A 24,562-nucleotide genomic window follows, 5' to 3' on the forward strand; every position below is an offset into this window, starting at 1 on the left:
CTGGAACCCCATCCCCCACCAGAAAGCCCCCAACCCCCACCAAACGCACGTTGACGCACCCCACCCCCGTCTGCAACTCTTCCCCCACACCCCGCAAAAACTCGACAACTTCCCGGCAATTCCTAGCAGTCCTTCGCCGCCATCTGTGACCACCCCAGAGTGGGAAGGAACGCGACATGCGTGCGTTACCCGTGCTCGCAGCACTGCTGGCGACCCTCACAGCCCTCACCCCACCGGCCGACGCGGCCCAAGAACGATCCATCCAACGCGACCTCGGACGGACGATCTCCGTCGGCAAGCTCATCCTCAAGCTGCCCAACGCCAAGCCGACGAGCACGCTCTCCGTCGAGACCAGCCAGGACGGTTCAGGTTTCGCCGTCGCGGCGAAGGAAGCCGCGCACCCGACCAAGAACAACACCGTCACGATCGACTTGCCCGCGACGCCAGCGCGCTTCGTGCGCGTGAACGTCAAGGACGCCAAGCCCAGCGACCTCGAAGTACAAGAAGCTCAGACGAAAGCCCTGACAGCGACCTTCACCGCGAGCAGCACCACGCAGACCTACACGGCGGGCAACGTCGGTGACGGGGACGCCGCGACGTACTGGGAGAGCGCCAACAACGCCTTCCCGCAATGGGTTCAGGCCGATCTCGGCGCTTCGGTGGCAGTGAACCGGCTCGCGCTGAAACTCCCCGCGGGCTGGGAGCAGCGGACGCAGACCTTGCGCGTGCGCGGGAGCACCAACGGCACTGCCTTCACCGACCTCGCTGCCGAAAAGGACTACGTCTTCGGCGGAGACGCTGTCGAGATCAGTTTCAGTGCGGCGACGCTCCGGTACGTGCGCTTGGAATTCACCGCGAACACCGGTTGGCCCGCCGCACAGCTGGGCGAGTTCGAGCTGCACGGGCCCGCGACCGGTGACACGCAAGCTCCGACGGCGCCGAGCAATCTCACGCACACTCAACCCGCGCCGGGCCAGATTCGCTTGTCCTGGAACGCTTCCACGGACAACGTCGGCGTGACCGGGTATGACGTCTACGCCGACAACATCCTGCGCACGAGCGTCACCACGCTGACCTACACCGACACGCAACCGGACAGCGCGACGGTCTCCTACTTCGTCCGTGCGCGCGACGCCGCAGGGAACCAGTCGCCGAACAGCAACACTGTGCAGCGCAACGGAAGCGGCGGCGCGAACCTCGCGCTGGGCAAGCCGATCACGGCTTCCTCCACCATCCACACGTTCGTCGCGGCCAACGCCAACGACGACAACGTCGCGACGTACTGGGAGGGCAACGCCAACAGCTATCCCAGCACCCTGACGGCGGCTCTCGGCGCGAACGCGGACGTCACTTCGGTGGTACTGCGGCTCAACCCGGACGCCGCGTGGTCCCGCCGCACGCAGATCGTCCAGGTTCTCGGGCGCGAGCAGGCCGGGACCGCGTTCACCAGCCTCTCCCCCGCAACCACCCACACCTTCGACCCGGCCACCGGGAACGCCGTCACGATCCCGGTCACCGGCCGAGTCGCGGACGTGCAGCTGCGGATCACCGCGAACTCCGGGGCCACCGGCGGACAGGTCGCCGAGTTCCAGGTGTTCGGGGCGCCCGCGCCCAACCCGGACCTGATCATCTCGGGCCTGTCGTGGACGCCGAGCTCCCCCGTGGAGACCGACGCCGTGAAGCTGACCGCGACCGTGCGCAACGCGGGCACAGCGGCCTCTGGCGCGAGCAGCGTGAACTTCTACCTCGGTGACACCAAATCCGGAACTGCGACCTTCAACGGACTCGCGCCCGGGGCGAGCGCCACGGTGACCGCCGACATCGGTCAGCGCGACGCGGCGGAGTACCAGCTCAGCGCGAAGGTCGACGAGGACAACAAGGTCATCGAGCAGAACGAGGCGAACAACGGCTTCGTCAACCCCGCCAAGCTCGTCGTGACCCCGGTGGCCAGCTCCGACCTCATCGGAGCCGTGAGCTGGACGCCGAACAACCCCGCCGCGGGCAACCAGATCACCTTCTCCACGGTGATTCGCAACCAGGGCACGGTGGCATCAGCGGCGGGCGCGCACGGCGTCACGCTGACGATCTCCGACGCGAGCACCGGAGCTGTCGTGCGCACGCTCACCGGATCGCACAACGGCGCGATCGCGGCGGGCGCGAGCACTCCACCGCTGAACCTCGGCACGTGGACGGCGGGCAACGGCAAGTACACCGTGAAGATCGTTGTCGCCGACGACGCGAACGAGCTGCCGGTCAAGCGCGGCAACAACACCAGCTCGCAACCGTTCTTCGTCGGACGTGGCGCGAACATGCCCTACGACATGTACGAGGCCGAGGACGGCGTGGTCGGCGGAGGCGCCGCGATCGTCGGTCCCAACAGGACGATCGGGGACATCGCGGGCGAGGCGTCCGGGCGCAGGGCGGTGACGCTGAAGTCCACCGGCAGCTACGTCGAGTGGACCACCAAGGCCAGCACCAACACGCTGGTGACCCGCTTCTCCATCCCGGACGCGGCGGGTGGCGGAGGGATCGACTCCACGCTCAACCTCTACGTGAACGGCGTCTTCCGCAAGGCGATCAACCTGACGTCGAAGTACGCGTGGCTCTACGGCGCCGAGGCCAGCCCCGGCAACTCCCCCGGAGCGGGCGGGCCGAGGCACATCTACGACGAGGCCAACGTGATGCTCGACGGCACCGTGGCGGCGGGCAGCAAGATCCGCCTGCAGAAGGACGCGGCCAACGCCACCGACTACGCGATCGACTTCGTCAACACCGAGCAGGTCAGCCCGGTCGCCAACCCCGATCCCGCGAGGTACGTGGTGCCAACCGGTTTCGGGCACCAGGACGTGCAGAACGCGCTCGACAAGTTCCGCATGGACACCACAGGGAACCTCGTCGGCGTGTACCTGCCCGCCGGTGAGTACCAGACGGCGAGCAAGTTCCAGGTCTACGGCAAGCCGATCAAGGTGGTCGGCGCGGGACCGTGGTTCACCCGGTTCCACGCACCGTCCACACAGGACAACACCGATGTCGGCTTCCACGTGAGCGCGGCGGGCTCGGCGTTCGCGAACTTCGCCTACTTCGGCAACTACACCTCGCGGATCGACGGGCCCGGCAAGGTGTTCGACCTCGCCAACGTCAGCGACGTGGTGATCGACAACATCTGGAACGAGCACATGGTGTGCCTCTACTGGGGCGCCAACACCGACCGCGTCACCATCAAGAACTCCCGCATCCGCAACATGTTCGCCGACGGGGTGAACATGACCAACGGCAGCACGGACAACCTCGTCAGCAACAACGACGCGCGGGCGACCGGCGACGACAGCTTCGCGCTGTTCTCCGCGATCGACGCGGGCGGCTCCGACATGAAGAACAACGTCTACGAGAACCTGTCCTCGACGCTGACCTGGCGCGCGGCGGGCATCGCGGTCTACGGCGGCTACGACAACACCTTCCGCAACATCTACGTCGCGGACACGTTGGTGTACTCGGGGATCACGATCAGCTCGCTGGACTTCGGCTATCCGATGAACGGCTTCGGCCCCGGGCCGACGAAGTTCGAGAACATCTCACTGGTGCGCACCGGAGGGCACTTCTGGGGCGCGCAGACCTTCCCGGCGATCTGGGTGTTCTCGGCGTCGAAGGTCTTCCGCAACATCAGGGTCAGCGACGTGGACATCGTCGACCCGACCTACAGCGGGATCATGTTCCAGACCAAGTACAACGGTTCGCAGCCGGAGAACCCGGTGACGGACACGGTGTTCACCAACGTCTCCATCACGGGGGCGCGCAAGAGCGGTGACGCCTTCGACGCCAAGTCCGGTTTCGGCATCTGGGTCAACGAGCTGCCCGAGCCCGGTCAGGGCCCCGCGGTGGGCTCGGCGAGCTTCACGAACCTGCGGATGAGCGGTAACCACCAGGACGTCAAGAACACGACGTCGACGTTCACCCTCGACATCCGCTGAGTCGGGTGGGGAACCCCGTTCCGCCCGGAACGGGGTTCCCCTTGTCCGCCCCGCGCAGGTCAGAGGTCCGGGCGGGGTGGTTCACAGTTCACAGTGGTACGAAAGCCTGCCTGACGTGCTCGACGAACGCGCGCGCCGCCGGAGCGGCCGGTCCGTTCGCGCGCCAGGCGAACTCCAGGGTGCTGCGCAGCTCCGGCTCGATCGGGATCGCGCGCAACCCGGGCCCGGCCGAGCCCGGCAGGATCGCCACACCCATCCCGCGCACCGCCAGCTTCTCCAGCATCATCGGGCCGCTGGCCTCGAAGGCGATGCGCGGGACGAGGCCCGCCGCCGCACACGCCTCGTCGAGGCACGTGCGCACGCCCGTTCCCCTTGGCAGGCAGATCAGAGCGCGGTCGCGGAGTTCGTGCAGGGCGATCTCCGCGTGCTCGGCGAGCGGGTCCTGCGGCGCGACCGCCGCGATCAGCCGCTCGTCGACGACCACGTGCGTGCTGATGCCTTCCGGCGGCGGACCGGCGAGACCGACCAGGGCGAGGTCGAGATCGCCCGCGCGGACCGCGTTGAGCAGCTCCGCCGAGTTGCCCTCGGAGAGCGTGACCTCGACGCCCGGGTGCGCATGGTGGAAGTCCGCCATGGCCGAAGGCAGGTCCACCGCACCGCAGGCCGTCACCACGCCGACGTCGACCCTGCCGCACAGCAGACCTGCCAGTTCCGCCACCGCGAGCTTCGCCCCTGCCACGGCGGCGAGCGCTGCCCTGGCGTGGGGCAGCACCGCTTCTCCGACCTCGGTCAGCCGAACCGTTCGCCCCGACCGGTCCAGCAGCTGTTCGCCCAGCTCCCGTTCCAGTTTTCGGATCTGCGCGCTCACACCCGGCTGGGCGACGTGCTCCCTCGCGGCCGCTCTGGTGAAGTTCGCTTCCTCGGCGACCGCGACGAAGTACTCCAACTGACGCAGCTCCATGAGCCGATTATCGGCCAGGGCTCACGGACGTCGTTCAGCCGGACGCGGGGGTACAGCCCGTACCGATGACCACGGCCTGCATGGGCTCGTAGATTCCGTCGATCAGCGGCAACTGCGTGGCCTGGTGCGGAAGGTGCGGAGGCGCGCAGGCTCTGCCGAACTTGAGGAGGTTGCGGGTCTCCAGCAGGACGGTCCTGCCGTCAGTCGAACAGTGCCTGTAGTACGCGTTCGGACCCCAGCCCTTGGAATCCGCGACGAAGGACCGCGTGAACCCGCACTCAAGGTTTTCCTTCGGCCGCAGCAGCTCTCCCGTCGCGGCAACGGCGTCGCCGGGCAGGACGAGAGCGGCGGAAGCGGCCAGGGCCGCGACAGCGGCGGAAATGGCGGTGATACGTACCGACATCGTTTGCATCTCCCCAGTTGAAACAATGTGATACCGACGACGGTGGACCGGCCACCGAGTCGGTTGCAAACCCAAGAAATCACGAAAGCGCTTCACGCTCGAAACGATCCCGCAGGTAAGGGAACCGTGGCTGGACGGTGATGGCTCAGCCAGCCCCACCGCACGGGCCAACGACCTCGACCCACATGACCTCGTACTCGCCCTTTTCAGTCTTGACGTTGGGCACCGCCGAAGCCTCGTGCTCCGCATGAGCGGGAGAGCAGAAGTTGCCGTCCGGCCCATTGGTGTGCGTCAACAGCATGACGGGCTTACCGTCCTGCGAACAGTGCCTGTAGTGCGGGTAAGGGCCCCAGCCCTTGGAATCCGCGACGTAGGACCGCGTGAACCCGCACTCAAGGTTTTCCTTCGGCTGCAACAGCTCTCCCGTCGCGGCGGCAACGGCGTCGCCGGGCAGGACGAGAGCGGCAGAAGCGGCCAGGGCAGCGACAGCGGCGGAAATGGCGGTGATACGTACCGACATCGTTTGCATCTCCCCAGTTGAAGCAATGCGATGCCGACGACAGTGGACCGGTCCGGGAAGTGACCGCAACTCAACGAAAACTCAAGAAACCCCGAAAGAGTTTTCAGAAACTTCGCGATCACGCAGGTAAGCCCAGGTGGAGCACCTTTGCCCGAGGGGCGTATTGAATATCTCTTTCATGCCTGCGTGAAACGTCGAGACAGTGCTTCGCCGCGGCCACCTCGGGGGAGCTCACCCCTCGGCGACCGCGGCGAAGTGACCAGCCGGGAGCTCTATCGCAGGAAGCTCATCGACCGAAGACTGGAAGGCCTCATGAAGCGGGAGAGCACCCGAACCATTCAACCGAGGCGTGCATGGGCTCGTAGAAGCCACCGATCAGCGGCAGCTGCGATGCCTCGTGGGGCTGGTGCGCCCGGGAGCAGAAGTAGCCGTCCTCGATGGTGTTGTGCAACTTCAAGTAGACAGAGTTGCCGTCGTGCGAACAGTGCCTGTAGTGAGCGGCGTTGGGCCAGCCCCTGTCCCTCGCGACGTAGGACGGGTTGAACCCGCACTCGAGGTTCTGACGCATCTGCCCGACTTCTCCGGTCGAGGCAGCCGCCTGAGCAGGAAGAACGAGAGCAGCGGAGGCAGCAAGGGCGCCAACTGCGGTCAGAACGGCGTTGAGGCGTAATGACATCGTTTGCATCTCCTCAGAAGAAACAATGTGACGGCGACGACAGTGGACTGATCAGGGAGCTGACCGCAACTTAAAACAAACTCAAGAAAACGCGAGCCTTTCTTCAGAAAAAGCAAGATCGCGCAGGCCAGAGCACCCGGAGGGGTGACGCGAGAGAGGTACGACAAACACCTCATTCAAGCCTGCTTGAAACGCGACGACAGCACTCCGCCCTTATCCGCATTCTGCGCGGATGCGACTGTTTCCGGTTGTTCTGGCGTGCGCGCTTCTCAGCATCGCACCGACGGCGAGCGCCGCACCCGCCCCCTACGACTGCCCCGCCGAGGCGTTCGGCTGCGTCTACGACGGCTCCAACGGCATCGGGCCTAGATACGTGATCACCGACTGCCCCGGCGGTTACCGGGACTTCCCCCGGAACTGGTGGGACAGGGTCGAGTCCGCCCGCAACATGAAGGCCAACGCCTTCCACCTCGAGAACTACGTTTCTGGCACACACAGCGACGTCGTGCTCAGCCTCCAACCCGGCACGAGGGGCAACACGTGGGTGCGAGGCGTGGCGGACCGGATCTGGTGCCACCCGTAATACTGCGCAAGGCGACCGCGCCACTCTTCCCGATCGTTCTCGCGTGCGCCCTCCCCGGCGCGACACCGACAGCCAGTGCCGCGCCGCCGGACTTCGAATGCCCTGCCGATGCCTACGGGTGCCTCTTTGACGGCCCCCTATGACCTCTCGCTCGAGGGCACCACGGGACCGAACACGGCTGACACTCTCGGCTGCTACCTCTAATCCCCTGAAGGTGAAGACAATGTTCAAGCTCTCCGCACGCCCCGCGAGAAAGCGGCTGGTCCCGATCGCATTAGCGGTCGCACTCCTCGGTGCCGCACCAGTGGCCAGTGCCGCGCCCGCGTCCTACGACTGCCCCGCTGACGCCTACGGCTGCCTCTTCGACGGCCCGAACGGCACCGGTGACCGCTACGTGGTCAGGGAATGCGGCACCATCAAGCCGTTGCCCAGGTACTGGTGGGACAAGACCGAATCAGCTCGTGTGCAGGTGTACACGATCATCCTCTACTCCTTCAAGAACGACGGCAGCGGGGACTACGAACGTCCGGGAGTGCTCCGTGGCGGTAGAGGGCAAAACGTCAAAGCAACGACACCCAACGTCGCCGACATCATCGACTGCTGGTGGTAGTGACCTGAACTCCCTGTTCCCGGTCACCGTCGACTTCTGAAGCCACGAAAGGCGAACGCGATGCTCAAGCTCTCCGCACGTTCCGCCGGGACGCGACTGCTCCCGGCCGCCCTCGCGTGCGCGCTCCTCGGCGTCGCGCCGAGCGCCAGCGCCACACCTGGCGGCTGGGACTGCCCCGCCACCGCGTACGCCTGCCTTTTCGAAGGCCCTGAGGGCACCGGCGCCACACTCGAGATCACCTCGTGCGGGCAGCACTCGGACTTGCCGTCCGGGTGGTGGGACCGGGTCGACTCCGCCCGCGTCATGAAGGCCGCGAGGATCATCCTCTTCTCCTACTACCCGAACGGTGGCGGAAAGAAGGAAGTGGTGCTCGAGGCCGCGCGCGGCCAGTACATCAACGCGCCCGCCCCGAACAAGGCCGACAGCATTCAGTGCCACAAGTAATAAGCAACGCTTCTCGCAGTTAGACAAACTAGATCTTGGACTTCTGATCGCGCGGCTCGCAGGCTGGGTGCATGGAGATCACCCCGGACCACCCCGCCTACGACGCCGAGCGCGCGGGCTTCCAGACCGCCTTCGAGCACCGGCCAGCCGTGATCATCGCCGCGACGACCGCCGAGGACGTGCGTGCGGCGGTCGAACTGGCAGCGGAGAAGCACTTGGCGGTTGCCGTCAAGTGCACCGGGCACGGGCGTGAGGGCAGCGCGGAGGGCCACCTGCTGATCTCCACGAGCCGGATGGCCGGAGTGCGGGTCGACGCCGAACGGCGAACCGCGTGGGTTGAGGCGGGCGCGCAGTGGAAGCACGTGATCGAGGCGGCGGCGCCGCACGGGCTGGCCCCGCTCAGCGGCAGCGCGCCGGAGGTCGGCGTGGTCGGCTACACGCTCGGCGGCGGAATCGGTTTGCTGGCAAGGGAGTTCGGCTTCGCAGCGGATCATGTGCGAGCAGTTGATCTCGTCACACCGGACGCGCGGTCGGTGCGGGTCACCGCCGACAGCGACCCGGACCTGTTCTGGGCGTTGCGCGGTGGGCGGGACGGGTTCGGCGTGGTGACCGCCATCGAGATCGACTTGATGCCGGTGAGCACCGTCTACGGCGGCGGGCTGTACTTCGACCTCGAACGTGTTCCGGACGCGGTGAGCGGCTACCTCGCTTGGAGCGCAACGGTTCCGGAGCAGCTGACGTCCTCGGTGGGCGTGTACTTCGCACCGGACCTGCCGATGTTCCCCGAGCCGCTGCGAGGGCGGTACATCGCGCACGTCCGGATCGCCCACACCGGCGAGGACGGCGACCAGCTGGTGGCACCGCTGCGCGCGCTCGGGCCTCGGGTGATCGACGAGCTCGGCGAGATGCCGTTCGCGGACGCGGGGTCGATCTACAACGACCCGACGCACCCGCACGGCTACCTCGGCGACAACGCGCTGCTGACGGAGCTGGGCGAGGACGCGCTGCGCGACGTGCTCGCACTCGCCGATCAGTACATTGTGGACATTCGCCATCTCGGCGGGGCGCTCTCCCGTGAGCCAGAGGTGCCGAACGCGGTCGGACACCGTGCCGCGCAGTATGTCCTGCGGGTGATCTCGCCGTTCGACGGTGGCGATCCCACGACCGTCCACTCAGGACAGCGCAAGGTCTTCGACGCTGTGCGCAAGTGGACGATCGGGCGCTCGTTGAACTTCGTGTACGGCAGCACCGACGCCGAGGAGGGCTCGTTCGAGCCGGGCGATCTGCTCCGCCTGCGAGAGCTGCGCAATCCGGTTGCGTGACCGTTCGCCCTCGGGGAGCCTGCGGGCATGGCGACATTCGACGAGCTGGTGGCGGAGGGCGACGCGGTCGCACTCGACGGCTGGGACTTCTCCTGGTTCGAGGGCAGGGCGACCGAGGAGCGGCCGTCCTGGGGCTACGCCGGGCTGATCGGCCAGCGTTCGTCCACTGTGGACTCGATGCTGGACGTGCAGACCGGCGGCGGCGAGGTGCTGGCGACCATCCCCCGCGCGCCTGCCGTGCTGGCCGCGACCGAGTCGTGGCCGCCGAACATCGACGTCGCCCGCCGCACGCTGGAGCCCTTGGGCGGCAAGGTTGTCGAAGCACCGGACGAGGGGCCGCTGCCGTTCCCCGACGCCTCGTTCGAACTGGTCGTCAGCAGGCTGCCCACGGTCACCGTCTGGCCGGAGATCGCCCGCGTGCTGCGCCCCGGCGGCAGCTACCTCTCCCAGCAGGTCGGCGCGGGCTCCAATCGCGAGCTGACCGACTTCATGATGGGGCCGCAGCCGGTCAACCCGATCCGGAGCACCGAGCGCGCCGAGGCGGAGGCCGAAGCTGCCGGGCTCGTCGTGACCGACCTGCGGCACGAGTCGCTGCGCGTGGAGTTCTTCGACGTCGCAGCGGTGGTGCACTTCCTGCGCAAGGTGCTCTGGACGGTGCCCGGGTTCACCGTCGACGGCTACCGCGACCGGCTCGTGGCGATGCACGAGCACATCACCGAGCACGGCTCGTTCCTGGCCCACTCGCAGCGATTCCTCATCGAGGCCCGCCGTGAGGCTTGACCTCAACCTGAGTTGAGTTCCTAGCGTCGTCCTCGACCGAGGAGGACTACATGACAGCAGTTCTGGTGACCGGCGCGACGGGGACGGTGGGACGCCACCTCGTCCGCCAGCTCATCGACGCAGGGCACGATGTCCGTGCGCTGACAAGGAATCCAGCCAATGCCGGCGCGGTCCTGCCACCGGAGGCGAAGGTGTTCGCGGGCGATCTCGCCGACCCGGCGGGCTTGGCCGAAGCACTGGACGGCGTGACCGCGGTGCACCTGACTCCCTTCGAGGGCAACGCTTCCGCCCTCGTGGACGTGATCATCCGCGCTGGCGTGCGACGAGTCACAGTGATGTGGGCGGGCTTCTCCGGGCCCACGGAGGAGGCAGTCCGCTCCAGCGGCTTGGACTGGACCTTCATCCAACCGATGGAGTTCATGTCGAACATGTTGGAGTGGACGGAATCCGTGCGCTCGGAGGGCGTCGCGCGCGAGGTCTACCCGCAGGCGCGCAACGCCTCCGTGCACCCGGCGGACATCGCGGCCGTCACCGCGCGGGCGCTGACCGAGGACGGCCACGCGGGCAAGTCCTACGACCTCACCGGGCCTGACGTGCTGACCGTGCCGGAGAAGGTGGCCGTGCTCAGCGCCGCGCTCGGCAGGGAGATCCGCTTCGTCGAGCGCACCGAGTCCGAAGCCAGGGACCGCCTGCGCGCCAGAGGAGTTACGGAGGAGGACATCGACTTCGTGCTGGGCTGGCACGCCAACCCGCCGAAGGAGGCCTACACCGTCACACCCGTGATCGAGGAGGTCACCGGCCGCCCCGCGCGCACCTTCGCGCAGTGGGCGGCGGAGAACGCCGGAGCCTTCAGGTGATGCGCAGCTCCGACACGTAGCGGCGGCCCTGCGCGTCCCGCGCCCACGCGTGCTCGGGCCCCGGCAGCGCCTCGGTGATCGTCACCGCGATGCCATGGTCCGAGCACGCCCGCAGCGCCGTGCACAGGACGGCGGTGAAGATCGGGCTGGTGAAGTCCACGTACAGCGGCTTCGAGTCGTCGGCGAGCGCGACGAAGACCCGCTCCGGCAAGCCCAGCTCGGCCCGCCACCGCCGCGCGGCGAAGTACCGCTCCTTCGGGCCGACGACGTCGGCGAGCCCGCTCTCCGCGATGGTGGTGTGCCAGGCCGCGCGGCGCGTGACCACGCGACCCACCGCTGCGCGCGGCGCGTGCGAACCGCTGGCGGCCGGGGGTACGGGTTCGTTCAGTACCGCCAGGTACTCGCCCCCGTTCAGCTCGTCCAAGCTCGCGGCGCAGAGGTGCAGGCCGATGCCGTCGCGGCGACCGACAGCCTCGAAGACGGGCTCCAGTTCCTCCAGGAACGCGGTGCCGAAGACGAGGGCGCCGTCCTCGGAGGCCAGCACGCGCTCTGCCCCCTGCCGGAACTCCACGGAGCGCGTGACGTCGCCGAACTCGATCTTCGCGCAGTAGCGCTGCCAGTACTTCGCGACCAGCTCCGCGTCCCTGCGGAAGGCGCGGTTGCGCGGACCGTCCGCCCCGGTCTCCACGAGGTTGCCGAGCGCGCGGTCCAGCATCGCGTCGCCACCACCGACGGCGTCGCGGAACCCGGCGTCCACCGCGACCTGGTGCACGGCCACCGAAGACGTCAGCGCGGCTTCCTCGTACGCGGCCCCGGCCAGCTCCTCGCTGACCTGCCCGGCGAGGTGGCCGTCGACCACGAGCGCCTGCTCAGGACTGGCGAAGGCATCGAGCCCGTCGACCGGGAACGCCGCGGTCAGCAGTGACGCGGTGAGATCAGCGCAGGGCTCGACGGCGGTCATTCGGCCAGTAGATCCACGCGGGCAACCGCTGTCCACCGTTTCGACGCTCGCCGAAACAGTCCTTCGATGCTCCACAATGGACGGTTTCACCAACCGCCCCTCACCTCGCCCTTCCCACGACCGCGCGGCGGATCGGGTCGGGGAGGGTGGAGACCAGTTCGACCGAGCCGGAGGAGGCCGCTGCGGGCCTGCTCGTCCCGGGCTCGCACGCCGCCACCAGCGACATTCCCAGCGCGGTCGCGGTGTGCCGGACCTTGCGACCGGCACGCGCGGTCATGATCAGCCCGGCGTTGCGCAGCGCGGTGGCGTGCTCGGAGGCCGAGGACAGGCTGACGCCCGCGTACTGGGCCAGCTCGGTGGTGCCGCGCGGCTGCACCGAGGCGCGCAGCACCTCCGCGCGGCTGGCGCCGAGCACCACGGACAGCACGTCCTGGCTGGTCTTGCTGGAGCGCACGGGCGCGGGCGCGGCCGGGTAGACCACGGTCGGCGTGTCGCCGGGGGCGGCCGGCAGCACGACGGGGTGGGTCATCAGCAGCGACGGCGCGAAGCGCAGCCCGCCCTCGACGGTGAGCAGCCGTTCGACCGGCGAGTCCACCTCCAGGATCTGGTCGCGGTGGCGCACCGTGCCCGGCAGCGTGGAGAGCACCTCGGCCAGTCCCATCCGCAGCAGCACGTGCCCGCGCTGCGCGAGGTCGGACTGCACCGCGGACTCGATCTCCCGCCAGCGGGCGTCGACCAGCGTGCGGTGGGCGGCGTTGAGCGCGGCGAGCAGCGCGGCCCTGGCGCGCGGGCAACCGGCGGCCAGTTCGCGCACCCACGGCGCGGCGGGCTCACCCGCGAACACCGCGAGCAGATCGGCTCGGATCCTGGACGGCGGGCAGGATCCGATCTCCGCCAGCGCGGCACTGATGTCCTGGCGCGCGGACAGCAGGAAGCCGGGAACTTCACCGCGCGCCGCGAAAAGGTCGAAAAGGGGCATGGCTACAGCGGGCAAACTCCACTCGTAGAGCGCCTTGTCAGAATTTCTGGCAATTCTACGAAGACGGTGAAGAGCGCCAATAACCTCGACCATGGGCAGCGGGCCAGCAGAAAAGCTGACCGACTGCAGCGTCCGCGCGCTCAGTCGAAGTCGAAGCATCAGGTCCACCTCAAGCTAGAAGAATGGTCGGCAACGACAGTGAATCAGGGTGACATACAGAACAAATACAATGAAAACAATGGGAACGTGAAGTGTTTTTCAGCCGTCACGGCACGGCGCGGCGCCCGTTTTCCCGGTAAGCGCTTTCCTAAACGAGGTCGCCTGTTGTGGCCGAAGTATCACCCGTTTGCCGTAGCGGGTAGTGACGCCAGGTTTGGGTGATCACGGCCGGGGTCACCCCCGAGAACACGACAGAACCTCAAGGAGGGCGAAGCGTGATTACTCTCGGAGTCATCCTCTTATTGGTCGGCTTCCTGGCGAGCATCCCGATCCTGTGGCAGATCGGGATCGCGCTGCTGGTGGTTGGACTGGTGCTGGCCGTGCTCGGCGGGGCCGGGCGGCGTGTCGGCGGCCGAGCGCACTGGTTCTGACTGGCTGAAGCGACTGGTTGACGGGGGTGCGTGGCACCATCCACCGAGTGGACGGGCTGCGTGAACTCACCCCTCTGGTCCTCGGGGCCCTGGTGCGCCGGTACGGGCACTTCGACCTGGCCGAGGACGCGGTGCAGGAGGCTCTGCTCGCCGCGGCCACCCAGTGGCCCGGCGAGGGCGTCCCGGACAACCCCCGGGCCTGGCTGATCACGGTGGCCTCGCGGCGCCTGACCGACCTGCTGCGGCGGGAAGAGGCGCGCAAGCGGCGCGAGGCCACCGTGGCCGCTCTCGAAGAACCCCTTGTGCCGGAAGCGATCCCGGACGAGGACGACACACTGGAACTGCTGGCGCTGTGCTGCCACCCGTCACTGACGGAGGCCTCGCAGGTGGCGCTGACGCTGCGCGCGGTCGGCGGCCTGAGCACGGCGGAGATCGCACGCGCGTTCCTGGTACCGGAAGCCACGATGGCGCAACGGATCAGCCGCGCGAAGCAGCGGGTCAGGGGCGCGGCGTTCGTGGCTCCGGAGGACGTCGGGCCGGTGCTCGGCGTGCTCTACCTGATCTTCACCGAGGGGCACACCGCGTCGAGCGGCGACCACGTCAGCCGCGGCGATCTCACCGCTGAGGCGATCCGGCTGACGCGCGTGCTGCACGGGCGACTCCCGCAGGACGGGGAGGTGGCCGGCCTGCTGGCGCTGATGCTGCTCACCGAGGCGCGGCGAGTGGCGCGCACGCGGGAGGACGGCGCGCTGGTGCCGCTGGCCGAGCAGAACCGGCTGCTGTGGGACCGCTCGCTGATCGCCGAGGGCACCGCGCTCATCACACAGTCCTTGCAGGACAACGTGATCGGCCCTTACCAGGTGCAGGCCGCTATCGCCGCCGTGCACGCGGAGGCCCCCGGCACCGAGGACACCGACTGGCCGCAGATCGCCGTGCTCTACGGGCTGCTGGGCGATCTCACCGACAACCCGATGATCACCCTCAACCGCGCGGTCGCCGTCGCGATGGTCGACGGCCCACGAGCCGGGCTGGAGCTGTTGGCGCCCTTGGACTCCGACCAGCGGATCGCGCGGCACCACCGGCTCAGCGCGGTGCGCGGGCACCTGCTGGAGCAGGCGGGCGAGCACGAGGCCGCGCTCGCCTGCTACCGCAGGGCCGCCGAACTCACCGAGAGCGAGCCGGAACGCCGCTACCTCGACGACCGGATCGCTCGGATCAGTGCAGCACCGACAGCACGTTCCCTGCCGGATCGGTGAACCACGCGATCAGCGGCCCGTCGCCGCCGCGCACGATCCCCTTCGCGTCCATCGGGGCGCCCTCGTAGCGCAGGAAGCTCACGCCGCGCGCGGTCAGCTCGTCCACCGCAGCGTCGATGTCGGCGACCGGGAAGTTCAGCACCGTGAACTCGGCCGGCACGTGCTTGTCCTTGGGGTAGACCAAGACCCGCGCGCCGTCGACGTGCAGGTGGAGCATGCCGTTCTCCTCGGTGACCTTCAGGCCGAGCACCTCGGAGTAGAACGCCTTCGCCGCCGGGATGTCGTCGACGGAGAACCCGCTGAACGGGGCGGCGCTGTGCAGACTGCGCGGCTGCTTGAGGCCGAGGTGGACCAGGTACTCCTCGCCCATCTCGATGATCTGGACGTAGTTGCCGTCCGGGTCGACCACCGTGGCGAACAGCCCGGGGCCGCGATCTTCCAGGCGCGCCAACCACTCCACGCCCAGCTCGTCGAGGTGGGCCGCGACCCCGCGCGCGTCGTCCACGTGGAAGTTGAGGATCACCCGGCCCGGCTCGGCGGCTCCGGGTGCGACGTCGTCCCGGCCGTCGATGAGCAGCGAGACGCCGCCGTAGTCGATGAAGCCGTCGTCGCGGGGCTCGCAGCGAAACGCCTTGCGGTACCAATCGCGCAGGCGCTGTGGGTCAGCGCTGCCGAGCAGGATGCTGCCGAGTGCGGTCATCACGTCCTCCTGGGGTCGGTTCACCCGGGACGTCGAAGCCGCTCCCGCCTCCTCGACACCACCCCCAAGTGACCTGGGTCACAGGATGCCCTCGAAGAGGACGTCGAGCATCCGCACGGGGTCCCCCTCGGTCGCCTCGCTCGTCCAAGCCACGGCCGTCGCGAGGCGGATCAGCTCGGCAGCAGTGAGGTCCGCGCGCGCTTCGCCCAGCTCTTGGGCTCGCGCGAGGAGTTCGGCCGCGGCGAGCTCGACGGCGTGGCACCGAGTGCCGAGCGGGCCTTCGCCGTGCTCAGCGGCTCGCATGAAGCTCGCGGCCAGACCACGGTTGCGCGTGATGTGCGCGACGAGCGCGTCGACCCATCGCCTGAGGAAGCCTTCCGGCTCAGTGCGCAGCAGTTCGGCGGCCAGCTCCGCCAAGCCGTCGAGGCTCTGCCCGACGACCTCGGCCAGCAACGCCTCCTTGTTCGGGAAGTGCCGCCAGAGCGTGCCAGGCCCGACCCCGGCCCGCCGCGCCACGTCGTTCATCGCCGCCGCGTCGGCCCCGACCTCGGCGAACAGCTCGCGCGCCGCCTCGACCAGCCGGGCCCGGTTGCGACGCGCGTCGGTGCGTCCGGTCACGTCCGGCTCCTTCCTCTTGCCAAAAACCCTCTTGCCAAAAACGGAGTGGCGCTCCGTATTATCCGGAGTGCCACTCCGATTCTACGAGGGAGCCGCCATGAGCACCATCTCCTCCCCCATCGGTCCCCTGGGACTGTGGGTGCCCGGCATCGACCTGCGTCCGCCCACCGAGTCCGCCGCGCTCGCCGCCGAGATCGAATCGCTCGGCTACGGCGCGCTCTGGTTGAGCGAAGGGCTCGTCCGCGACCCGTTCCTGGAGGCCGCGACCCTGCTCAACGCCACCAGCACGCTCGTCGTCGGCACCGGCATCGCGGTGATCTGGGGCCGCCACCCGCGCTCGGTCCGCGCCCAGACCCGCGCGCTCACCGACTCGCACCCGAACCGGTTCGTGCTCGGACTGGGCACCTCGCACCGACTCGTGGTCGAGGACGTGCTCGGCCTGCGCTACGAGCGCCCGCTGGCCGAGATGCGCTCGCACCTCGACCGGCTCGACGCACCCGATCCGCTCATCGACCTCGTCGGACTCCAGCACCCTTCGGCCGGGAGAGCGCCACGCGTGCTGGCGGCGTTGGGCCCCAAGGCGATCGCGCTCGCCCGCGACCGCTCCGACGGCGCCTTCTCCTACCTCGTCACGCCCGAGCACACCGCCGAGGCGCGCGCGATCCTCGGCCCCGGCAGCACGCTCCTCGTCGAGCAGGCCGTGGTCGCCGGCGTCGACGCGGACGAGGCGCGCGCCAGGGCTCGCGGGCACATCGCGTCCTACCTCGCCGCGCGGCCATACCGGGAGAGCTGGCAACGCCTCGGCTTCACCGACTCCGACTTCGCCGACGGCGGCAGCGACCGCCTGGTCGAGGCGCTCGTGGCGCTCGGCGATGACGCGATCGCCGAGCGCGTGGCCGCGCACCACGCGGCGGGCGCGGACCACGTGTGCCTGCAAGCCCTGCCCGGCGACTTCACCTCCGCGCCCGTCGACCAGTGGCGCCACCTCGCCGGGCTCCTCCTGCCCACCCGGGTGTGACGGTCTTCAAGACCAGCGAACCCGCCGGGGGTCTGCTGGTCTTGAAGACGCCCCAACCCACCCGCGACGGTCTCCAACCGCCTCATCCCAGGGGTTTGCGGCGGTTAAAGACGTCCAGGGCGGGGGTTCGGTGGTCTTGAAGACCGGGGAACCCCCGCCAGCGACGTTCGGGGCGGTGATGTTCGGGGTCAGCGGTGTTCGGGGTCAGCGGTGTTCGGGTCGGTGCGGTTGGAGTCAGCGGTGTTCGGGCTCGCGGTGTTCGGGTCGGTGACGTTCGGGGTCAGCCTCGTTCGATGAGGTGGCCGACCACGTCCGGGCCGGGGTGCGGGGACCCGGAACCGTCGCGGCGCGGGTCCGGCTCGGGCAGGTCGACCGCCGAGCCGTTCTCCGAGGCCGCCGCCGGGCGCGGACCCACCCACGCCAGGAACAACGCCTTCTCCCCCTTGAGGAAGCGGTGCGAGCGGACCCCGCCCGTCGCCCGCCCCTTCGGCGGGTACTCGGCGAACGGCGTCACCTTCACGCTCTGCCCGGTCGCCGTGACCACCATCGGCTCGCCGTGCTCGTCGTCGTTGGTGCTGATCGCGCCGAAGAACACCGCGTGCGCGTCCTCGGCCAGGTTGATCCCGGCCATGCCACCGCCCTTGATGCCCTGCGGGCGCACCAGCGACGCCGAGTACCGCAACAGCGAGGAGTCCGAGGACACGAAGGTCAACGTCTCCTCCCCGTCGGCCAGCCAGCTCGCGCCGATCACCTCGTCGCCGTCCTTCAACGCGATGATCTCGAACTCGTCCGAACGCACGGGCCAGTCCGGCGCGCACACCTTCACCACGCCCTGCCGGGTCCCGATCGCCAGGCCCGGTGAGCCCTCACTGCGCTCGCCGAGCGGGGCGATCCCGATGACCTTCTCGCCCTTCTCCAACGGCACCAGCTCCCGCGCCGCCATGCCGCCGCTGAGCGAGACCGTGCCGACCTGTTCCGGCAGCACCGGCAACGGCAACACTTCGATCTTGTAGGCCCGGCCCCGGTTCGTCACCAGCAACACCTGCCCGCGCGCCGTGGTGTGCACGACCGAGGAGACCGCGTCGTGCTTCACCCGGCCCTTGCGCCTGCGCGCCTCCGAGGCCTCCTCCGACTCCGCCGCCGTCCTGGCCACCAGGCCGGTCGCCGACAGGATCACCTGGCACGGATCGTCGGCCACCTCAAGCGGGCCCGACTCCCGCGAGGCCGCCAGCACCTCCTTGAGGTCACCGTCGATCAGCGAGGTGTGCCGCTCGGTCGCCAGCTCGCGCGCCACCTTCGCCAGCTCCGCCGACACCAGCTTCTTCAGCACCGCGTCGTTGTCCAGGATGCGCGAGAGGTCGGCGATGTCGGCGCGCAGCCGGTTCTGCTCGGTCTCCAGCTCGACCTTGTCGTACTTGGTCAACCGGCGCAGCGGCGTGTCCAGGATGTAGCTCGCCTGGATCTCGGAGAGCTTGAAGCGCCGCATCAGGCCGTCCTTGGCCTCCTGCGCGTTCTCGCTGCCGCGGATCAGCTTGATCACCTTGTCGATGTCCAGCAGCGCCGCCAGCAGGCCCTCGACCAGGTGCAGCCGCTCCTCGCGCTTGCGCTTGCGGAAGGAGGTCCGCCGCCGCACCACCTCGTAGCGGTGACCGAGGAAGACCTCCAGCAACCCCTTGAGCCCCAAGGTCTGCGGCTGCCCGTCCACCAGCACCAGGTTGTTGATGCCGAAGGACTGCTCCAGCGGCGTCAGCCGGTACAGGTCGGTCAGCAGCGCCTGCGGGTTCACCCCGACCTTGCACTCGATCACCAGCCGGGTGCCGTTCTCCCGGTCGGTCAGGTCCTTGACGTCGGCGATCCCGGTGAGCCGCTTGGACTTGTTCACCTCGTCGGTGATCTTCTCGATGATCTTCTCCGGCCCGACGCCGTAGGGCAGCTCGGTCACCGTGATCGCCTGCCGCCCCCGGCTGCCCTCCAGCGGCCCGGTCTCCGCCTTCGCGCGCATCCGCACCACACCGCGCCCGGTCTCGTACGCCCTGCGCACCTCGTCCAGCCCGAGCAGCATCCCGCCCGTCGGCAGGTCCGGCCCCGGGATGAACTCCATCAGCTTGTCCAGCGAGGCGTCCGGGTTCGAGATCAACCACCGCGCCGCCGCGATCACCTCGCCGAGGTTGTGCGGGATCATGTTGGTGGCCATGCCCACCGCGATCCCCGACGTGCCGTTGACCAACAGGTTCGGGAAGGCCGCGGGCAGCACCGTCGGCTCGCTCAGTGACCCGTCGTAGTTCGGCCGAAAGTCAACGGTGTCCTCGCCGAGCTCCCCGACGAGCAGCATCGCTTCCTGCGACATCCGTGCTTCGGTGTAGCGCGATGCTGCCGGTCCATCGTCTGGGGACCCAAAATTTCCATGCCCGTCGATGAGCGGCGTGTTCAGGGAGAAGTCCTGAGCAAGGCGCACCATCGCGTCATAAATCGCAGTGTCGCCATGAGGATGGTACTTGCCCATGCAGTTGTGAACCACTTGGCCCTCAACAACAAAGGCGTGCTCCTCGGTCCCCACCTGGATGTCGTAGGTGACGTCCGGCGCGACCGCCTCCACCGATTCCACGGTGCGGAAGGACATCTGCGCTTCACCGTCCACAGAGGACAGTTGGGCCAGGTCGTTGACCCTCACCCAGCGCAGGAGCGCGGTGGCGAGAGAACTCCCGCCCGCCGCGAGTTCAGAACCGTTGCGACGCACGGGCACGCCGAGGTCAGCCAGCATCGCGTACACCTGGCGCGGCAACAGCTCGCCGAGCCCGGCGAAGACGAGACCCGAGCCGTCGAAAAGTCCTGCCAGGAAAGGAATCCAGGCAGATCGGTCACCGAGCACCACTGCCGGGACAGCCCGCTCCGCAGCCGCCGCCAGAAGACGCTCGTGCCGATCGAAGGTGAGGATGTGCTGATCCCGCTGCTCGGGAGTCTCGGCCTCGCGCTTGTCTCGCCACACCGTCAGGTCGTTGGCGATCGCCCAGCCGTGCATCACGTCGATCGGCTCGGTGTCGCACATCTCGATCCGAACCGCACCGTCGGCGACGAAACCCTTCGCGACGATCAGCCCGAGGACGTAGGCGGAGGAATCACCGTTGTCGCTGAGCAGCTCGCTGGCCCTGGCCGCGCCGAAACCGACCGTGCGACGGCCAACAAGGTCGCGGGCCTCGGTCCACTCCACCGCTGAGTCATCAGTGACGGTGCGGAACCGCTGTCCCGGTGTCACGAGCATGGTGTGGCCGTTGGACCAGGTGATGCGGACCAGCTCCGACACCGGGTTCTCGTAGACCTCCGTGACCGGGACCGCGACGCCGCGACCGTCGAGCACGTGCTCGCCGACCTCGATGTCCTCGATGGGCCGCAACCCCTCCGGCGTCGACACCAGGGCTCCACGGACGAAGCAGTCACCGACCACGCGCGAGGACTTCACATAAGCGTGCGTCGGGCGATATCCCTGCTCGTTCATCGAGAAGAGGATGCGGCGGTGCACCGGCTTGAGGCCGTCCCGCGCGTCGGGCAGGGCGCGGGCGTGGATGACCGAGTAGGCGTACTCCAGGTACGAGTCCTCGATCTCGGTCTTCACCGGGTTGTCGAAGACCTGCGCGCCCGCCCTGTCGAAGGCGGTGGGGTCGACCTTGGTGGTGGGGCCCTTGCGGCGTGCCATGACTCAGCGCTCTCCGTGGTCGTGGTTCTGGGGTCGGCCGTGCAGCCGGGTCAGGCGTCGATGGCCGCGCGGTCGACGCGGGCGGCGGACTCGACCAGCCACGCGCGTCGCGGTTCGACCTTCTCGCCCATCAGCAGCTCCAGCGCCTGCTCGGCGGCGTCCACGTCGTCCAGCGTGATCCTCCGCACCGAGCGGGTCGCCGGGTTCATCGTGGTGTCCCACAGCTCGTCGGCGTCCATCTCGCCGAGGCCCTTGAACCGGGGCACCGGCGTGACGACCTGCTTGCCCGACTTCTCCAGCTTGGCGACGGTGGTCTCCATCTCCCGCTGGGTGAAGGTGAAGATGGTCTGCGGACTGCGGCCCTTCGTGGTGATCTTGTGAAGTGGTGGCATGGCCGCGAACAGCCTGCCGTCCTCGATCACCGGGCGCATGTACTTGGCGAACAACGTGATCAGCAGGGTCCGGATGTGCGAGCCGTCGACGTCGGCGTCGGCCATCAGGATCACCCTGCCGTAGCGCATCTGCGCCAGGTCGAAGGTGCGCCCGCTGCCCGCGCCGAGCACCTGCACGATGGAGGAGATCTCCGCGTTGCGCAGCGTGTCGCCAAGATTGGCCTTCTGCACGTTGAGGATCTTGCCGCGCAGGGGCAGAAGTGCTTGGTACTCCGAGACTCTGGCCATGCGCGCGCTGTTGTGGACGAACACCCCGGCTTCGAGCGCGAAGTTGTGGTAGCCGTCGACGGTGAGGTCGTAGACGTCGGCCGTCTCGGCAAGGGGTTCGACGGAGACGACGCGGTGGTTGGTCAGGGAGACCGCCTCGCGCAGACGCGCGTAGTCACCGTCGTAGTGGGCCAGCAACCGGTCGAACCGAAGGCCGGTCTTCGCGGTGCGCGCCCGCTCGGCGTCGTAGGCGGCGGCGAGGTCCGCATCCGGCAGGCCGACGAAGGCGGAGAGACGACGGAGAGCGGCGAGGCGACGACCGTCGACCTGCTGAGCGACGCGCTCTTCGCGCGGCACCGACGCCACGTACCGCGCTCGGCCTGCCTGGACCTTCGCGAGGTGGCCGGTGCCCCGGTCAGCCATGCGCTGCTTCATCAGCGCGGAGTGCCGCACGCCGAACTCAGGGTGCTTCTTGTGCCAGTCGGTGACCGCGTTGCGCTGGCGCTCGCGCTCCGCCGGGTCCTGGAACTGGGCGATGGTGGTCGCGGATCGCCAAGCCCGCAGCTCCGGGTCGTTCCACTGCTCGCGAGAGCGGGCGCTCCACTCAGCTCGCCGCTCCGGGTCGGCGAAGAACGCGCGCACGCGCTCGGCAGCGGCGGCGCGGTGCTCCGGGTGAGCCCAGTAGCTCGCCTGCCGCTCGCGCATGCGCTCGGCGTACTCGACGCGCTCGGAATCGCTCAGGGCCGCGTACCAGTCCTGGAAGCCCTGCTCGATGCGCTGGCGGAAGGACGGATCGCTGTTGAGCGCGGCGAGGCGCGCGAGGCAAGCCTGCCGGAAGTCGGGGTCCTGCCACTGCTTGGACAGCATGGCGGACTTGAACTCCAGCCCACCGTTGGCCAGCCACTCGCGGTAGCCCGCGTGCACGTGCTCGCCCATCATCGCGGCGTGCAGGGCGGCGTGGTCCTCCCACGTCATCCGCCGCAGGTTCCGCGGATCGTTGTTGCGCTTGTTGATGTCGACGTGGTGGCGGACGTTGCCGTTGGCCGCGCTGTCCAGGTCGTGGCGCAGGTTGTACGCGTCGGCGAGGTAGTGCGTGTACACCCACTCCTCGCGGTCGTTCATCCAGACGCGCTCGTAGCCGTCGAGCTTGTCGCTGGCCGCCTTCGAGGAGAGCGAGCGGTACAGGGGCATCAGCGAATCGGCGGGCGCAAGCGCATCGGCGCGGCGGTAGGAGCCGTCGCGCAGACGGAAGAGGTGGTCCGGGGTGCACCGCACCGACTCGCCGTTGTCGAGCGTGACGCGGACCAGCGGCGCCGCGCTCTTGGTGAGTCGCGGTTCCACGAGCGGGGCCACCACAACACGACCGGCCTTGTTGGTGGTGTAACCGAAATGCGTGATGCCGCGCGCCCAGTCGTCGGCCAGCTCAGCGAAGGAGCGGCTCTGCCCAGAGGCGAGCGCGACCATCGTGTCGCCGGTAAAACAGCCGAGGGCGGAGTCGCCCTCCACGAGGAACAGCTCGCTTCGCGAAACACCCGTGGTGCGGCAGTCGACGAGTTTCGGGGGCATCGCCGCGCCTTCGAGTGCGGTCTTGCGGCGCGCGGCATCCTTCTGCTGCTTCTGGGTGAGGCGGACGCGGGCGGCGTCGACGATCTTCTGCAGGACCGTCTTGGCCTCGGTCTTGGTCTTCTTGTCCTCGGTCCACGCCTTGATGTAGCGCTCGACGACGCCCTGGATGACCTTGGTGATGCCCGCGGTGGACAGCTCGTCCTTGGTCTGCGAGGTGAACTGCGGTTCGGGAAGGCGGACGTGGATGACGGCGGTCATGCCTTCGAGGACGTCGTCCAGGGTGGGCGGGTCCTCCTTGGCCTTGAGCAGCCCTCGGGTCTTGGAGATGGCTTCCTGCAACGACTTCACGGCGGCGCGCTCGAAGCCCTTGCGGTGGGTGCCGCCGTGGACGTTGCGGATGGTGTTGGTGAAGCACTCCACGGTGCGCTCGTAGCCGGTGCCCCAGCGGAAGGCCACCTCGACCTCGGCGTGACGCTCCACTTTGGACCGCATCACGCCGTTCTCGTCGGCGGCGTTCTCGAAGTAGGTGCCGGTGCCGTTGACGATGAGGGTGCCGGAGACGGAGCGGTCGCCGCTGGGGGCGAGGAAGTCGACCATGTCGGCGAGGCCGTTGGGGAAGTGGAACTTCTCCTCGGTGATGGCGCCCTCGGTGGCATCGCGCAGCACGTAGGTGACGCCGGGCACGAGGAAGGCGGTGTTGCGCAGCTTGGACCGCACGGCGTCGACGTCGAGCGCGGCGCCGTTCTCGAAGTAGCGGGCGTCGTACCAGTAGCGGCTGGAGGTGCCGGTGCGCTCGCCGCGCTTCATCTTGCCGGTGACGACGAGTCCGGACTGCTTGGTGAACTTGGCCTTGGGGCCGGGGCCGTCGAAGACACCGGGGACGCCGCGCGCGAAGGAGATCTGGTGCACCTTGCCGTCGCGCTTGACGGTGATGTCGAAGCGGTGGGAGAGGGCGTTGACGGCGGAGGCGCCGACGCCGTGCAGGCCGCCGGAGGTCTTGTAGCCGGAGCCGCCGAACTTGCCGCCCGCGTGCAGCCTGGTCATGACCAGTTCGACGCCGGAGAGGCCGGAGCGGGCGTGGGTGCCCGTGGGGATGCCTCGACCGTCGTCGTCGACCTGGACGCTGCCGTCGGCGTGCAGGGTGACAACGACCTTGGTCGCCTCCCCCGCGATGCCCTCGTCGGTGGAGTTGTCGACGATCTCGTTGAAGAGGTGGTTGATGCCGCGGCTGTCGGTGGAGCCGATGTACATGCCGGGTCGCTTGCGGACCGCCTCGAGACCTTCGAGGTGCGTCAGGTCGTCGGCCCCGTACAGGGTCTCGGCAGTCACAGGGTCGCTCTCCCGGGTCATGGCGTGGACTATGCAGCGCGGTGGGCAGGCTTACCAGCGGCTTAACATAC

At 68.6% G+C, this 24,562-nt stretch carries 20 protein-coding genes; 10 read left to right on the top strand and 10 right to left on the bottom strand.

Going from position 1 to position 24,562, the window contains the following annotated elements; genetic code table 11:
• Positions 1-176: 176 nt before the first annotated feature.
• A complete protein-coding gene (locus ABD798_RS12460) occupies positions 177-3,968 on the top strand; it encodes a discoidin domain-containing protein (protein ID WP_344874038.1) in 3,792 nt (1,263 codons plus the stop codon).
• Positions 3,969-4,056: 88 nt separating this feature from the next.
• On the opposite strand, the gene ABD798_RS12465 is transcribed toward ABD798_RS12460, so the two are convergent.
• The 4 genes from ABD798_RS12465 to ABD798_RS12480 form a co-directional block, all read right to left on the bottom strand.
• Complete coding sequence (locus ABD798_RS12465) at positions 4,057-4,929, bottom strand: LysR family transcriptional regulator (protein WP_344874040.1); 873 nt, start codon at positions 4,927-4,929, stop codon at positions 4,057-4,059.
• A gap of 34 nt (positions 4,930-4,963) precedes the next feature.
• Complete coding sequence (locus tag ABD798_RS12470) at positions 4,964-5,332, bottom strand: hypothetical protein (protein WP_344874042.1); 369 nt, start codon at positions 5,330-5,332, stop codon at positions 4,964-4,966.
• A 145-nt stretch (positions 5,333-5,477) separates the two neighbouring features.
• The gene (locus tag ABD798_RS12475) at positions 5,478-5,852 is read right to left on the bottom strand and encodes a hypothetical protein (protein ID WP_344874044.1); all 375 of its coding nucleotides are present in this window, start codon (positions 5,850-5,852) and stop codon (positions 5,478-5,480) included.
• Between the two features lie 310 nt (positions 5,853-6,162).
• Positions 6,163-6,420, bottom strand: a complete 258-nt coding sequence (locus ABD798_RS12480; RefSeq protein ID WP_344874046.1) for a hypothetical protein — start codon at positions 6,418-6,420, stop codon at positions 6,163-6,165.
• A 340-nt stretch (positions 6,421-6,760) separates the two neighbouring features.
• Here ABD798_RS12480 and ABD798_RS12485 point away from each other — a divergent pair, with 340 nt between their 5' ends.
• The 6 genes from ABD798_RS12485 to ABD798_RS12510 all read left to right on the top strand — a co-directional run bounded on the left by ABD798_RS12485 (position 6,761) and on the right by ABD798_RS12510 (position 11,124).
• Positions 6,761-7,111 carry a peptidase inhibitor family I36 protein gene (locus ABD798_RS12485; protein ID WP_344874048.1) on the top strand — a complete coding sequence of 117 codons (351 nt, stop codon included), beginning with the start codon at positions 6,761-6,763 and terminating at the stop codon, positions 7,109-7,111.
• 223 nt (positions 7,112-7,334) lie between these two features.
• Positions 7,335-7,721, top strand: coding sequence for a hypothetical protein (locus ABD798_RS12490; protein ID WP_344874050.1), 387 nt, complete (start codon positions 7,335-7,337; stop codon positions 7,719-7,721).
• Between the two features lie 60 nt (positions 7,722-7,781).
• Positions 7,782-8,165 carry a hypothetical protein gene (locus ABD798_RS12495; protein WP_344874052.1) on the top strand — a complete coding sequence of 128 codons (384 nt, stop codon included), beginning with the start codon at positions 7,782-7,784 and terminating at the stop codon, positions 8,163-8,165.
• Positions 8,166-8,236: 71 nt separating this feature from the next.
• Positions 8,237-9,487 (top strand): FAD-binding oxidoreductase, encoded by a 1,251-nt coding sequence (locus tag ABD798_RS12500; RefSeq protein ID WP_344874054.1) that lies wholly within the window; start codon positions 8,237-8,239, stop codon positions 9,485-9,487.
• Between the two features lie 27 nt (positions 9,488-9,514).
• Positions 9,515-10,267, top strand: coding sequence for a class I SAM-dependent methyltransferase (locus ABD798_RS12505; RefSeq protein WP_344874056.1), 753 nt, complete (start codon positions 9,515-9,517; stop codon positions 10,265-10,267).
• A gap of 50 nt (positions 10,268-10,317) precedes the next feature.
• Entirely contained in the window at positions 10,318-11,124 is an 807-nt protein-coding gene (locus ABD798_RS12510) for an NAD(P)H-binding protein (RefSeq protein ID WP_344874058.1), read from the top strand.
• Here ABD798_RS12510 and ABD798_RS12515 read toward each other — a convergent pair.
• A complete protein-coding gene (locus ABD798_RS12515) occupies positions 11,117-12,085 on the bottom strand; it encodes a hypothetical protein (protein WP_344874060.1) in 969 nt (322 codons plus the stop codon). The genes ABD798_RS12510 and ABD798_RS12515 overlap by 8 nt on opposite strands.
• 100 nt (positions 12,086-12,185) lie before the next feature.
• Positions 12,186-13,064, bottom strand: coding sequence for a DUF5937 family protein (locus ABD798_RS12520; RefSeq protein WP_344874062.1), 879 nt, complete (start codon positions 13,062-13,064; stop codon positions 12,186-12,188).
• Between the two features lie 434 nt (positions 13,065-13,498).
• Between ABD798_RS12520 and ABD798_RS12525 the strand changes: the two genes are divergently transcribed.
• Both ABD798_RS12525 and ABD798_RS12530 read left to right on the top strand, forming a co-directional pair.
• Complete coding sequence (locus ABD798_RS12525; protein WP_086818513.1) at positions 13,499-13,654, top strand: DUF6131 family protein; 156 nt, start codon at positions 13,499-13,501, stop codon at positions 13,652-13,654.
• A 47-nt stretch (positions 13,655-13,701) separates the two neighbouring features.
• Positions 13,702-14,910 carry an RNA polymerase sigma factor gene (locus ABD798_RS12530; RefSeq protein ID WP_425549210.1) on the top strand — a complete coding sequence of 403 codons (1,209 nt, stop codon included), beginning with the start codon at positions 13,702-13,704 and terminating at the stop codon, positions 14,908-14,910.
• On the opposite strand, the gene ABD798_RS12535 is transcribed toward ABD798_RS12530, so the two are convergent.
• The gene (locus ABD798_RS12535) at positions 14,870-15,610 is read right to left on the bottom strand and encodes a VOC family protein (protein WP_344874067.1); all 741 of its coding nucleotides are present in this window, start codon (positions 15,608-15,610) and stop codon (positions 14,870-14,872) included. The two genes, ABD798_RS12530 and ABD798_RS12535, sit on opposite strands and share 41 nt — an antisense overlap.
• Before the next feature lie 78 nt (positions 15,611-15,688).
• Positions 15,689-16,228 carry a TetR/AcrR family transcriptional regulator gene (locus ABD798_RS12540; protein ID WP_344874069.1) on the bottom strand — a complete coding sequence of 180 codons (540 nt, stop codon included), beginning with the start codon at positions 16,226-16,228 and terminating at the stop codon, positions 15,689-15,691.
• A 97-nt stretch (positions 16,229-16,325) separates the two neighbouring features.
• Here ABD798_RS12540 and ABD798_RS12545 point away from each other — a divergent pair, with 97 nt between their 5' ends.
• Positions 16,326-17,246 carry a TIGR03620 family F420-dependent LLM class oxidoreductase gene (locus tag ABD798_RS12545; RefSeq protein WP_344874071.1) on the top strand — a complete coding sequence of 307 codons (921 nt, stop codon included), beginning with the start codon at positions 16,326-16,328 and terminating at the stop codon, positions 17,244-17,246.
• Positions 17,247-17,526: 280 nt separating this feature from the next.
• Here the strand turns inward: ABD798_RS12545 and ABD798_RS12550 are convergent, their stop codons facing one another.
• Both ABD798_RS12550 and ABD798_RS12555 read right to left on the bottom strand, forming a co-directional pair.
• Entirely contained in the window at positions 17,527-20,937 is a 3,411-nt protein-coding gene (locus ABD798_RS12550; RefSeq protein WP_344874073.1) for a DNA topoisomerase (ATP-hydrolyzing), read from the bottom strand.
• Positions 20,938-20,987: 50 nt separating this feature from the next.
• A complete protein-coding gene (locus ABD798_RS12555) occupies positions 20,988-24,491 on the bottom strand; it encodes an ATP-binding protein (RefSeq protein WP_344874394.1) in 3,504 nt (1,167 codons plus the stop codon).
• Between the last annotated feature and the right edge of the window lie 71 nt (positions 24,492-24,562).

This window comes from Allokutzneria multivorans (assembly GCF_039537405.1).
GTDB lineage: Bacteria > Actinomycetota > Actinomycetes > Mycobacteriales > Pseudonocardiaceae > Allokutzneria > Allokutzneria multivorans.

Excerpts from the sequence above, each read along its gene's own strand:
- ABD798_RS12465 (WP_344874040.1), bottom strand. The coding sequence starts at position 4,929 with ATGGAGCTGCGTCAGTTGGAGTACTTCGTCGCGGTCGCCGAGGAAGCG.
- ABD798_RS12470 (WP_344874042.1), bottom strand. The coding sequence starts at position 5,332 with ATGTCGGTACGTATCACCGCCATTTCCGCCGCTGTCGCGGCCCTGGCC.
- ABD798_RS12460 (WP_344874038.1), top strand. The coding sequence starts at position 177 with ATGCGTGCGTTACCCGTGCTCGCAGCACTGCTGGCGACCCTCACAGCC.
- ABD798_RS12500 (WP_344874054.1), top strand. The coding sequence starts at position 8,237 with ATGGAGATCACCCCGGACCACCCCGCCTACGACGCCGAGCGCGCGGGC.
- ABD798_RS12515 (WP_344874060.1), bottom strand. The coding sequence starts at position 12,085 with ATGACCGCCGTCGAGCCCTGCGCTGATCTCACCGCGTCACTGCTGACC.
- ABD798_RS12505 (WP_344874056.1), top strand. The coding sequence starts at position 9,515 with ATGGCGACATTCGACGAGCTGGTGGCGGAGGGCGACGCGGTCGCACTC.
- ABD798_RS12520 (WP_344874062.1), bottom strand. The coding sequence starts at position 13,064 with ATGCCCCTTTTCGACCTTTTCGCGGCGCGCGGTGAAGTTCCCGGCTTC.
- ABD798_RS12545 (WP_344874071.1), top strand. The coding sequence starts at position 16,326 with ATGAGCACCATCTCCTCCCCCATCGGTCCCCTGGGACTGTGGGTGCCC.
- ABD798_RS12535 (WP_344874067.1), bottom strand. The coding sequence starts at position 15,610 with ATGACCGCACTCGGCAGCATCCTGCTCGGCAGCGCTGACCCACAGCGC.
- ABD798_RS12480 (WP_344874046.1), bottom strand. The coding sequence starts at position 6,420 with ATGCGTCAGAACCTCGAGTGCGGGTTCAACCCGTCCTACGTCGCGAGG.
- ABD798_RS12495 (WP_344874052.1), top strand. The coding sequence starts at position 7,782 with ATGCTCAAGCTCTCCGCACGTTCCGCCGGGACGCGACTGCTCCCGGCC.
- ABD798_RS12485 (WP_344874048.1), top strand. The coding sequence starts at position 6,761 with ATGCGACTGTTTCCGGTTGTTCTGGCGTGCGCGCTTCTCAGCATCGCA.
- ABD798_RS12510 (WP_344874058.1), top strand. The coding sequence starts at position 10,318 with ATGACAGCAGTTCTGGTGACCGGCGCGACGGGGACGGTGGGACGCCAC.
- ABD798_RS12490 (WP_344874050.1), top strand. The coding sequence starts at position 7,335 with ATGTTCAAGCTCTCCGCACGCCCCGCGAGAAAGCGGCTGGTCCCGATC.
- ABD798_RS12475 (WP_344874044.1), bottom strand. The coding sequence starts at position 5,852 with ATGTCGGTACGTATCACCGCCATTTCCGCCGCTGTCGCTGCCCTGGCC.
- ABD798_RS12550 (WP_344874073.1), bottom strand. The coding sequence starts at position 20,937 with ATGGCACGCCGCAAGGGCCCCACCACCAAGGTCGACCCCACCGCCTTC.